This is a genomic window from Microcoleus sp. B4-C1 (genome assembly GCF_036705285.1).
GTDB lineage: Bacteria > Cyanobacteriota > Cyanobacteriia > Cyanobacteriales > Microcoleaceae > Microcoleus.
The window spans coordinates 1-11756 of the sequence record NZ_JAUBUC010000002.1 but is presented as its reverse complement, the minus strand read 5'-3'; the positions used below and the strand labels follow the sequence as shown (position 1 = coordinate 11756).

The following is an 11756-nucleotide window of genomic DNA, read 5'->3' as shown; positions in this document are numbered from 1 at the left end:
ACGCGAATTACTTGTCCACGGCGGTTGATGTAGGTGCAGATTGGTTTGTCTATTTCCGTGCTGATGGCGGCGACGCGCTGGGCGAATTCTGCAGTGGTGATGCGATCGCCCGGTAGTCGCTGGTGGTACAGCTTTTCGAGTTGCTTGAGCTGGCTGGACTTTAAACCTTGAAGATGGCCGTAGATGGTTTCGATAACTGTTTCTCCCGATCGATCTGTTTATCTCCTATTTTAATTAACTCCCGCGCTATGTGTTCGGCTTTTGAGTTTAAATTTACTAAATTTTCTTGCTTCTAGGATTTCGCGGATTCAGTCTGAGCGAGCTCAAAAACGGATACTTGCTTTCCGACAACAGTCGTGAGTCTGCCAAAATTTTAGAGCTTCCAGATTCATCTGTAGAGTAAATCTCAAATCTCAAATCTACTGACGAGTCAAAAGCGCCGTTTTTTGTCGCGGCAGCGCGATCGGGCTTGTCACAGCAGCAATCTCAACTTGCACTTGTATTTAGTATCTACAGATACAGGCGATCGCTGAAAAATCTCGCGAAACAAAACTTAACATTTTTTTTTCCGTTTCCAAATCCTCCTTTAGACTTGTGTGTATCTTGGGCCTAGAGACAGATAGCAAAGCAGAAATTAGGCCGCTACCATGAGAAGCGAAACATTGTTAAGGAATGTAAAAACATGGAAACTCGTCCTACTAACCTGCCTCCTACAGCTAATGCTTACAACGGCAAAGATCGGAATGCCTTCTTGTTTGGCTTCAACCCACAAGCAGAACTTTGGAACGGTCGCTTAGCGATGATCGGTTTCTTAGCTTATTTGCTCTGGGATGCTGCTGGATTTAGCGTTCTGCGCGACATTCTCCACTTTCTGCCTACCTACATTGCTCAGTAATGAGTAGGTGTGTTTCCTGTCTGGCAGCGTGAGTAAATGCCGCCACTGCCAGACAGGCTAAAAGTTACAAATGGCAGCGAGTATGGTTTGGTCCCTTTGTATCTTTCGTTACTTTTGAATGGCATTAAAAGACTTCTTGCTGTGATTCGACGATTACGGGTGGGGGCGCTGTAGCTGGCGCGGTGAATATTAATAGCAACAGATATTTATTGCGTAAGGGCGATCGCCCCTGCTGTATTTTTGGCAAAAAATCTCATCAAGCATTTCTGATAATTTATGAAAAATAGGAGCATCAACGATGATTAACTCAAATTTACTGGCAGTAGTAGAATCGACCCTGGCTGACACAGCATCAGGAAATTGGCAAAAACCAATAGTGATGTTTGTTTGCAATATCTTAGCATTGCTAGTTCTCAGTCGCCGAATTTGGTATCCCCACGTCGGGCCAAAAATGCCTTTGCCCTTCCCGTCTTTGTTCAACAATGTTAGCGTACCGGCATTTCTGGCTTGCATGAGCGCAGGTCATTTGCTCGGAGCATTTATGATTTTGACCCTCAACATCGACAAATATTTCTAGCATAAATGGCGTCGCTTTTGTGGTGATTTATTGCTAGATTTTTTAGTAAGTTAAAAAGCGCCAAAAAAATGGTAGGGGTAAGTGAAAAGCACTTACCCCTAATTTTAATTTTATATATGGAGTGGCGCAGAAATCGTTTTTTTACCATCCACATTATTAGATCAGCTTACTATGCTTAAAGCCTTCAAATTCGACTGCAAAGCCTTCACCTTGGGGAGCCGCACACATTAACCCAACTTGAACGATTGGTGACTCAGTTAGATATGCCAGTCGCATCATTGAATAGTCTGACCCATTCAACGAGTATTGCACTTCCACCGTTTCAGCTCGGCGCTTTACCCGCAGCCACAGGGAAACAGGCGGCACTTCCAGCGGCATAACAGACCAATCGGAATAGTCTCGTGTCACAACCGCACTCACGTTTTGCACTCCCTCAACAAACTCAATGCCGCACTTTAGCCAGATATTTTCGCTCTCTCGAATCATCAATCCTGCTTGATCGTAGAGCGATCGATAGCAACCAGTAATTTTGACTTCGGCTGTAAAGTCGCCTGAGACTTGACGGTAGTAAAAGTTGCCGTTATCGCGAATGAATCCGTAATGAGTTTGGCGCCAAAAGTCAGTCTTCGCGCCGGCGGTAATGTAGATAACATCGTTATCCTCATGCCATTGTAAAGGTTCGTTGTACCATTGCATTGTTTGCATCTCTTGCTAACTTCCTCCAATTCCGTGCAGTACCAAGTCGGCCAAAAAATGAGATAACATAGCATATTCTAATCCCCAACGCCAGTAAAGAAAACCAAAGGGAATCCCTAAGAGGGCATTGAGCACAATCGTTCGGAAAATGACGATTGGGGTTAGCCCCCAGAGATTGGCAGCGGCAGGCAAATGACCCACACCAAACAATATTGCCGCCGCCACAATTGCCAGCCAAAAAATCCATGTAGAGGGTTGCAGTTTGTCTCGCTCAAAAATCTTCCAAAGTAGCCACGCCATCAATGTCATACCGAACAGTCGCAGCAAGAGTTCTTCGGTGATGCCTCCGTAGAAGGAAGCTAATATGCGTTTCCAGAGGTCAATTTTTAACGCAGTTGTTGAAGCCATTGGAGGCATCCAAGGTTCAAACCCTAAACTCAATCCAATTAAGACGATGCCACCAACGCCACCGACTATCAGTGCCGTTTTGATAGCAGATTTAGAAAGAGTGGGAACAGGCTGTCGATATACCAAAGCACGAGCTATGGGCGTATCAAGTCCGATCGATTTACCGAGGCGCAGTCCAATCCAATTCAGGAGAATCAAAAGAAGTCCAGTTTGAAGGGCGGACGCAATAGCTATAACAGGTAACGGTGTAGGCACTTGCCTAACTGCTGGATTCAGAGACAGCGCATAAGGAAATAATGCCAACGCTGCCAGACTCCCCAGTAATGCCCAAAATAACGCCAATCGAAGGTGATGTTTGTTTGAAGTATCTGTAGTCATAATTTTTGATTGCAGATAGAAACACCCAATTAATAAGTCAGGAATTACGCACTTCCACCAAAGAAACCGGGTTTTTTATCGAATCTGGGGGTGGCCACGAAATATCTTCCTCAAAAACCCGGTTTCTGAACCCCCCAGTTAATTCGACTGAATTTGCGAATTCAAAACCTTAGAAATTCGATCGCGCGTTTCCTCCAAATGAGCCCGCGTATAAGCATCCGCATTCCGATCCAAATTCCGAATACTCTTGCTCAAACCCTCCCGCAACTGCCGCAACTCGTACCAAGCCAAACTCCGCGCATCCTCTGGAACATTCGTTTTTCGCAGCACCATTCCGATCAAAATTGCTAAATGTTCCCGCTGCAAAGAACGCCGAAAAGTTGGAATTTGCATCTTCTTTTCCGGCTGCAAAACCTCTTGCCAGATATCCTTTTGCACAGTATTCAACACTTCCGGCAACCTCAAAGCAGTTTCCGGCGCTGATTTTAACTCCGCATCCCGCAGCCTCGCCAAGCGCGTCGGAGATAGCAAAACCCGCAACACAAACCGCTGCAAAAAAGTAATTCGATCGCCGATCGGGTAATCTAGAGGAAACACCAAAGCCGGACTTCCCCAGTGTTCCCAGCGCGAAGGCGCCAATTTATTCAGCAATTCCGGCGCAAAACTAAACGCATCCGGCGCAAAAACGTACTTTTCAAGGGTTGCTAATGCTTCTCGCTGCACAGAAAGTTCGATCGGCACAAACGGCAACTTCGCATTAGTATCTCCAGGGCGAATCCGACTAAACGACTGTCCCCCCACATACAAAGTAGCATTCATCACCTGCTGAACATAATACCCGAACACCGAATCAAACATCACCCGCAGTTCGTTATAACCGTTTTCCCCAACCGGAATTCGCTTTTCCAAACGCTTCCACATCGCCCTAGCATTATCCAATTGCCATTGCGAATACCTCAGCATATTGGCGCTGAGATCAAAGGTATTTGCAGCCGGATCGAGAATATCAAAAGAATCCTCATCCGGCGCGTAAGATAATTGGGGTTCCGCACCGCGGCTGGCAATTTGTTGCAGCGTGGGTAAGTCGCTGTTCGGGTCCCGGCCGCCAATCACCTTGTAACCATACTCGATCGCCCAATCGTCATAAGGCCCTACAATCGTTGGATAATAGTCGCCCTGCACAGTTCCGGCAGGTGCCAAATTAATCGGCACATAATCCATCACCGACGCTACCAAACCTTGCGTCCGAGTTACCTGAGTATTGTTCAAATCCTCCGGTTGCAGCATCGTACTCCCGTGAAAATTGTGCCTCAAACCGAGAGTGTGACCGACTTCGTGGGCTGTCAAAAATCGGATATATTCATTCACATAATTGTCAATCGTCCCACTGCTAGGCGCTGCATTTTCCAACAAATCGATCGACATTGCCCCCATCGCAAACTGGCGGTTCGATTCCAACCCAAAACACATATCCGAACTCGACATCAACCGCGATAAAGACGATCGCTTTTGCTCTTGGTATCTTTCTACCAAAGTCGGCAAATCATCAGCAATTCCACCTTGAGCATTTTCCCCGCTGCTTTTTCCTAAATCCCCATTTTCTAGCACCTTCAAATAGCGAGAATACATCCCAAACTGACAGGGATTGGTATTAGAACCGTTTCGCCCTTGAAAACTCTTAGATAGCGATCTATTTTGTTCCACCAAAGACCGATAACCCTGTTTGATTTCCCGGACAACATTAGCATCCAACAGAATGTCAGCATCCAAAATTTCCCCCGTCAGCGGGTTAGTGCGAGACGGCCCGATGCCGGCAAACTGAGGCTCAAAAGAACTCGACCAGCGGATAGTATTGTAGCGAACATCAGCCGGGTCCCATTTAGCATTGTCCGGCATTTGTTTGACCTGAATTGCCTCAGTAAAACCTGCCTTTTCAAAAGCTTTGTTCCACACCAAAACGCCCTCGCGGATTGCGTTTCGGTATTCGGTAGGCACATTATTTTCAATCCAAAAGACGATCGGCTGAACCGGAGGCGACATCGGCGCCGTCGGGATTTGCTTTTGCAAATGCCAGCGATTGATATAGCGCACAAAAGGCTCCCGGCTATTCTTGTCAGAAAAGTCCTTATATGCTGTGAGGAAATAGCCCACTCGCTCGTCCGCAAGTCGGGGCCGATAGCCGTTATTTAGCGGCACTTCCGAGAAACTGTAGTGAATGCGGAGGTTAAAAGCCCGACTGTCAGGAATCGAAGGTAAATAGTTAACTTCACTGTCATTATCGCTAGAAAAACCATAGACAGAAGCAATCTCCACATTCAGCGGAAACGCTTTAACATCTTTAAAAGAAGACTTGTCTGCATCGATCGAGTAAGAAGCGCCCAAAAGCATCGGCAAAATCGCTTTTACCCCTGGTAAATCGCGTTTGTCGCTCATCAGCAAATCGCCTAAATCGATTAGCAGAGTTTGTCTTTGCGGATGAATGCTTTTGAGAGGCAAAGAATAGAGAATCGACTCGCTAAATCCCCGTGCTACCGAACCTGCTTGCGGGTCGCCCGGACTTGTGCGAAAATTTATATTTGGTATCACAAACTGCACGTTATTTTGGACGCGCCGCAGTTGAAACAAGAAATCGCCGATCGGCATTCCGCTCAAAATGCCCGCTTCCCCCAAACCCGATGCCAATGTCACAAAGCACAGGAATTTTTTGTCGAGTTGTTGCGGTTTAATTTCCAGATATACTTTATCAGTTGCTTGATTGCGGTAAAGAGTAAATAGTCCCTCTAACTTTTTCGCGTCTTTGACAACCTCTTCAAAGGGTGCCAGAGTTTGCTGTTCGGTACTTGGTTCGTTGCTGGGCGGCCCAGATGATAAAGCTAATGGTAAAAAGAAACCTTTATACAAACTGAAACAGAAAAATGCTAAAGATAATATAAAAAATATCAAAGGCAGATTTTTTCTAGGATTTTTTATCTGTGTATTTTTGCTATTTTCAGGAAATATCAATCTTTTCATTTTCAGTATTTAGCCGCAGGAAAGAATAGTTTTGAGATAGTCGAGCCGCACTCGCAATGTTGGGAGCATCTCACATCTTGCACCATTCTCAATTATATCAAGTTCGGTTAATTGCTTATAAGAACCGACCGGGCGGGTTTATGAGATTGTCAATTTTAGGGAATTATTATTGGTGAACCCGCCCCTACAGGAATTATATCTATTTAACCGAACCTGATATTACTTGTTTAGGAACAGGCTTTCCGGCCTGTTCCACAAGAAGAAAACTCACTCTTTGTGGAACGAGCCGAAGAGCCGGTTCTTGACAATGGTGCAACATCTGAGGAGCATTTAACATCTAAAATAACTCAAAGCTCAAAAATTAGAACTATTGTTGCGCTGGCCAGGGAATCATGGGATCTTGAGCCAACCGCTTAGAAACTGCAACAGCACCGTAACGGTTGAGGTGGCTGGGGTCGGAAAAAGATTCCCGCGCCTGGGGCCACAATAAACTCTTATCTAGGAAAATTAGTCCGCTTTGAGCTGCTAATTCTTGCATATATTGCCGGAATTCTTGTTCGTAACCTGTCCGCACCGGGTCTAAATAATCTTCAGTCAGAGGCATATTCACAAACACCAGATTGATGTTGCGAACTTTGGTAAATTCGATCAGATTTTTGAGTGCTAGAGCTTGTTCGCCTACCAATTTAAAATTTTGATAGTCGGAGTCGTAATAACCAGATACTTTCGGGTGTTTCTGAAAGTAAGTTTCGGGATTGAAGCGTATATCGATCGGCAAAAAGCCATTTGGTTGATACTCGCTGACTGGTTTACTCACAGCAGTTGGCTGGGCATTATTTTCCCTTGTTTGTTCACCCAGGGCTGCGGTTTGGGGGCTGTCGGTTGCAACAGGGGCTGAGGGATTAACGATCGATCGCAAAAACCCTTTAAGTCGATCGCGCTTTTTGTAAGTTGCAGAACCCTCCACCAACTTTTGACTCACCACTTGCTGAACATTAGCTTGAGCTTGTCCCAAATTGTTCACCAATTCAGTCGCAGTCGCCACCGGATTGTTAGCGCTTTCTTTCGATGTTTCGGATTCTAATTGATTGGTGGGGATCAGAAAACTACCCCGGCTCAATTGCCTGTAACCTTCCGAAGAAGCGATCGCACTAAAAGTCAAATCCGGCCGCCCGCTGTTGAGAGCCCTCGCCCCGTCAGCCAACACCAACAATTTCGGCAGTTGTTGCGGCGGCAAAATCCGGCGGACGATCGAATCTACAACTTGGAGAGTAGCTCCATTAACTCCAAAATTGTAAGCCCTCAGCCCCGGATAGCCCGAAGCTGCCAAAGCTGTTTCCAAAACCGCCGGATCGATGCCCCGCAGCGCCCTCGAACTACCGACAATTAAAATATCCGGCGGTTTTTTGTGCAGGTGGATGTACTCTTGATAGCGCGCTATCTGATCGTCAAGCTGCTCGCTCCTCAAAGTTGGGAACACCGGAGGAGCAGAAACATCAGCTACAGGAACGCTAGTATTTCCCGGTTTCGTAAACCCAGAGCCATTGAAAGCCTCTTGCTGGTTCGCTTCCGGCGACGGTTGCAACGGAATTCGAGGCAAATTCACCTCCCCAGAAGGGGGAACGGGGTTCGCGGTTTCGTTCGGAAGTCTGGCTGTAACGTCGCCTAAAGCCTTGGGAGCTGAATGTTGACAATTTGGGCCGCTGCAAACTTCGGAGGCACTAGGAGCTTGACTGACCGTCGCAGATTGCAGAAATTGACCGAGGATCCAATCGGTATTGAAAGTCAGCAGACAGCCGGCGATCGCCCAAATCAAAGCCATTCCCGCCGCGCGATCGGCTCTCACGCCACCCGGCGCAGCAGCATTCGTGGATAAACCATCGTTGGGAACAAACAAACCCGAAGCGACAAGCGGTTGCACCGCAGCTTGAACTAACTGCTCGCCCAGATTGTATCCGGGGAGTCTGATTTTGAAGCGGGGCCGCCAGGAGTTGGGCGTCGGAGCATCGAACACCAAATTGTCGCCCAAACCCGAAAAACTCCCATCCTCCGCCGGCGCAAACTCCGGCACCGGTTCCTTTTCCAACACAGCCACTTGGGAGGGAGCCTGTGCGGGTGCCGTCGCTGATTCTTCGTCAACAGCGGTTCTGAGGTCGATTGCGTAGCGCCACAGGGGCAGCTTCTGGCCCGCGCGCCGTCCGTAGACTCGCACCCCTGCCACTCCCGGAATTTGTAACTGTCGCAAAAATTTCGCCACCGGCGGGCCTATCTTCGACTGAGAAGGGCAAGTCAGAGCTTCTGTCATGACGTGCAGCACGTTGGCTTTTTGCAGCACGACAGCCCGAATCCCTCCTGTTTCCAGCTTGCGTCTGAGATTGGGGTTGAGCAACCTGTTCAATAAAAAAGTCAGAGCCAATTGGTCGCCCTCAACTGCAAGCGTTCTAGCGTTTGCAGCCAAGTCGGGGTGGTGGGCGGCAGGCAAGTCCACCCAGTCTATCCACACGGGGGACTCCGGCGCCGCCTGAGAGTCCTTGGCTGGTTCTACGCCGTAGATAGTAGCTGCGCGGATGCCTTGGGGTGCAAAGGAGGCTAACAAAGGGGCGATCGTGTCGGTGGTTTGCTGCTTGTCGGGGTATTCTTGCCGTTTAGGCTTTTGTCCTTTTTTGGCAGTTTTGCTGCAAAACAGGTGGAGGGTTGCTTCTTTGAGGGTAGCCCGCACTTCGACTCTCGATGCAGCCAAGTGTTGGTTTAGCAGTTTGGCGATCGACTGTACGTCTCCCCACCTAGCCCATTCCTTAAGAATTTTGTCGGGCGAAGTCAAATCCACCCGCAGCAGCCAGTCCGGTTTCGCTTCGCCGCTGACTTGGCTGGCGATCACGGCTTCGCGGAAATCCTCTAGTTGCAGTTTCCGTAGCCTGCCGGCGATGGGTTCGGCCAGCAATGAGGGGTCGGGGCTGTAAGCTGACTCGCACAGCACCAGCAGCCGGCGTTCTTTGGGCTTGATATTTTCCGGCCCATTCACCGGCTGGGTTTCTAGGCTGCTTTTGAGTTCTTTTTCGCGAATGCTTACTTTCACCGAAACTCCCATCGGGCCGAGGATTTCGCTGAGATAGCTGGCGATCGCATCTGGATAGCCCCGGCGCGCCAACGTTTCCGGCGAAACCGTTAATGTTCCATCGCGATCGCCCTCGCCTGAGTCAGCTTGGGGGGATTGAATCAAAGCCACTGCGCCACGGTTGGCTTTCTGCTGCGGGGGAACGGCGGAACCGACGGCTTCCCGCGTCGCAGCAGCCGAAGTGTCGATCGTCACGGGGGAAGTTTCAAAAGCTTCTGGGTATTCAATGCGGGAGGCGACGGGCAGACTGTCGGCGTCAAAATCCAGTTCTTCCCGTACTTGCGGCGGTTGCGCGACTGTTTCTATCGGTTTTGGTGTCTGTTTGACTTTGCGGTTGTCATTCTTAAATCTGCCGAAAAATCCGCCTCTTTTAGGGCTTGCTGGCGGTTCGTCGGGGGAAGTCGCTGGCGGCGGCACTTCGGCAACTTTTGGTTCCGGTTGCTGTGGCTGTTGCTGTTGCTTGGGACTGCTGCAATCGAGCCGGACTGTCCAGTCATTTTGTCGGGAACCGATTTTGCGGCCGCACAGAAACAACTGGTAAATTTTAGGTCGATCGGGCAGCAGTTGCGTTAAATCAGTGTGTTCGAGGGCGCTGGTAAATCTCGCCGTCACCAATTCTTGAGACGGACACTGCGCTGCTTCGCACAAAATGTGCAGGTGGTTTCCCCGCAAACGCGCTTGTACTTGAACTTCGGGAAGCCCTAAAGCTTCTTGCGCCCACTGCGACGCGGCCGATCGATTGTCTGCCAATATGCTCCCGTTCGCATTCAACATGGGACTTTAAATTTCGTCAAGGCTGCTTTCGTCTTCTACAGATAGCACATTTCGTCCGTATTTTGGCATATATTAGGCTTCACTTAGGCGAAGTCCTCAGTCATTGGTCGTTAGTAATTATTAGGAATCGCACCACACTACATATAGTGTGTCTGCGTCCTGGACTGTACAACCTAGTTTCCAAAGCCTTTACTGTTGTTGCGATCGGTTTTTTCGTAATTTGGCGAACAAATTAAGTTACTTTTTATACAACAAACAGAAAAATTAGTTGGGCGATCGCCAGTCCAAAGTTGTCACTCATCCCACAATTCGTAGCGTGACACTTCAGTACACGGAAGTGGATTAAAGCTTTCATAAAGTTTACTTCCTGATGGCGAACACCGCTTGCGATCGATAAAAGTTACTGATATTCTCAAATGTATTCGTAGCAATAAAACAACCCAATTATTCCATCACATCATTTTTTTTTCAGCCGCATCGGCAAGTTTTCACCTGTCGATATCGCAGCTTCCGTCCTCAATAAAAAAACAAAATTCCAGCATCGTCTGGAATCGCTTTGCTTGCGAAATTTTCAAGATTAACATCCTCAACTTCTGCATAATTTTAGTCACTTTCATCATCAAAAAACCGAAGTTTAAATCATGTCACCAATCGAAGCATCTACCCCAAAAATAACTGCCAATATTTCTGTCATCCCCGACATTGCAGAAGACTTGCAACTAGCAAATTCTACCAATAATTACTCTTCTGCCCCGAAAACTCTCCTAACAGTTAACGAAACATCCTCCACAAACCCCAGCGTTGAACTATTACAATCAAACAACCAAATCCTCGATAAAAGCCCAGAAATATCTCCCCAACAAGCAGAGATAGACGCCTTCATCCTCAACAAAGATTCAACACCAACAACCAACAGCATCGCCGAAGAACCGCAAACATCCACCACTCAAACCGACGCAATCACAGGCGATACAACCAAGCCAGCAACTCGCAATAACATCTCTTTCGACTCCGGCATTTTCCAAGCAGACGAAACAGGTAAAATTGTGTTCGATTACCTATCAGACGGAGGCTCGTATCAAGGAGAACTAGCAATTATCAGCCTCACAGGAATGCAAGAATTTGTTCCCGATTCCGAAGCATTTATCAAAGAAGCAGCCAGACGCGCTTTAAGCAACTCCTCACTCGGTTATATCGCCATTTCTGACAGTAAAGAAGCAGCGAAATTCTCTAGTTTCGAGGGAGAAAACAACTTCAATATCGGGGAATACCGAGGAATTAAAACCTTTGCAATGACACCAGGAGATGAAATTGGTATCATCCTAGTTCCCAACGGCACAATACAAGAAGTATACGACAATCCAGGAATTGATGGAGACAAAAAACCCTTATTCTCAATGGCGACAGCTAATTCCAGCGATGTTTTTAAACCAGGACAAATTGCCGGTGCGGTGAATGGGGGCAGTATATTTGTTATGGAAGATATGGGGATAGGGGAAGGGAGCGATGCTGATTACAATGATATCATCTTTTCGCTCAAAGGCGCCACCCCTAAAGTCATTTCAATGGATGATGTAATTGCCAAAAACTCCGATTGGCGTACATCAGAGAAAGCTAAAGAATTGATAGCTTATGCTGCGCCAAAAACTGAGACTAAGTTAGAAGACAAAAAACCCGATACTACTTCTACAACCAATTCGGCTGAGACAGAAATCGAAAATTCCCCCGCATTTGAAGACAAAAATCCGACTGTTTCGGAAATTCCCAATTCCGAGACGACTTCGGCTGAGACAGAAATCGAAAATTCCCCCGCATTTGAAGACAAAAATCCGACTGTTTCGGAAATTCCTAATTCCGAGATGAATTCGGCTGAAACAGAAACCGAAAATTCCCCCGCAGTT

Annotated in this window: 8 protein-coding genes; 4 read left to right on the top strand and 4 right to left on the bottom strand. The window is 47.6% G+C overall.

Annotated features, from left to right (window positions below):
- The first annotated feature begins 45 nt into the window (after positions 1-45).
- The 3 genes from QUB26_RS00970 to QUB26_RS00960 all read left to right on the top strand — a co-directional run bounded on the left by QUB26_RS00970 (position 46) and on the right by QUB26_RS00960 (position 1472).
- Positions 46-171: a hypothetical protein gene (locus QUB26_RS00970; RefSeq protein ID WP_263053573.1), complete on the top strand. Its 126-nt coding sequence runs from the start codon at positions 46-48 to the stop codon at positions 169-171.
- 511 nt (positions 172-682) lie between these two features.
- Positions 683-895, top strand: coding sequence for a chlorophyll a/b-binding protein (locus QUB26_RS00965; RefSeq protein WP_333056696.1), 213 nt, complete (start codon positions 683-685; stop codon positions 893-895).
- A gap of 298 nt (positions 896-1193) precedes the next feature.
- Positions 1194-1472, top strand: a complete 279-nt coding sequence (locus tag QUB26_RS00960; RefSeq protein ID WP_333041853.1) for a Photosystem I reaction center subunit PsaK — start codon at positions 1194-1196, stop codon at positions 1470-1472.
- Positions 1473-1628: 156 nt separating this feature from the next.
- On the opposite strand, the gene QUB26_RS00955 is transcribed toward QUB26_RS00960, so the two are convergent.
- From QUB26_RS00955 to QUB26_RS00940, 4 genes are all read right to left on the bottom strand, one after another.
- Positions 1629-2177, bottom strand: coding sequence for a DUF1349 domain-containing protein (locus QUB26_RS00955; RefSeq protein ID WP_333316188.1), 549 nt, complete (start codon positions 2175-2177; stop codon positions 1629-1631).
- 6 nt (positions 2178-2183) lie between these two features.
- Positions 2184-2954, bottom strand: coding sequence for a CPBP family intramembrane glutamic endopeptidase (locus tag QUB26_RS00950; protein ID WP_333316186.1), 771 nt, complete (start codon positions 2952-2954; stop codon positions 2184-2186).
- A gap of 138 nt (positions 2955-3092) precedes the next feature.
- A complete protein-coding gene (locus tag QUB26_RS00945) occupies positions 3093-5966 on the bottom strand; it encodes a zinc-dependent metalloprotease (protein WP_333316183.1) in 2874 nt (957 codons plus the stop codon).
- Positions 5967-6333: 367 nt separating this feature from the next.
- Entirely contained in the window at positions 6334-9855 is a 3522-nt protein-coding gene (locus tag QUB26_RS00940) for a hypothetical protein (RefSeq protein ID WP_333316181.1), read from the bottom strand.
- A 641-nt stretch (positions 9856-10496) separates the two neighbouring features.
- Between QUB26_RS00940 and QUB26_RS00935 the strand changes: the two genes are divergently transcribed.
- A partial coding sequence (locus tag QUB26_RS00935) for a DUF4114 domain-containing protein (RefSeq protein ID WP_333316179.1) occupies positions 10497-11756 on the top strand: 1260 nt, incomplete at its 3' end.

Bases quoted from the DNA above. Each gene is read 5' to 3' on its own strand.
- QUB26_RS00945 (WP_333316183.1), bottom strand. From the start codon at position 5,966: ATGAAAAGATTGATATTTCCTGAAAATAGCAAAAATACACAGATAAAA.
- QUB26_RS00940 (WP_333316181.1), bottom strand. From the start codon at position 9,855: ATGTTGAATGCGAACGGGAGCATATTGGCAGACAATCGATCGGCCGCG.
- QUB26_RS00950 (WP_333316186.1), bottom strand. From the start codon at position 2,954: ATGACTACAGATACTTCAAACAAACATCACCTTCGATTGGCGTTATTT.
- QUB26_RS00960 (WP_333041853.1), top strand. From the start codon at position 1,194: ATGATTAACTCAAATTTACTGGCAGTAGTAGAATCGACCCTGGCTGAC.
- QUB26_RS00965 (WP_333056696.1), top strand. From the start codon at position 683: ATGGAAACTCGTCCTACTAACCTGCCTCCTACAGCTAATGCTTACAAC.
- QUB26_RS00955 (WP_333316188.1), bottom strand. From the start codon at position 2,177: ATGCAAACAATGCAATGGTACAACGAACCTTTACAATGGCATGAGGAT.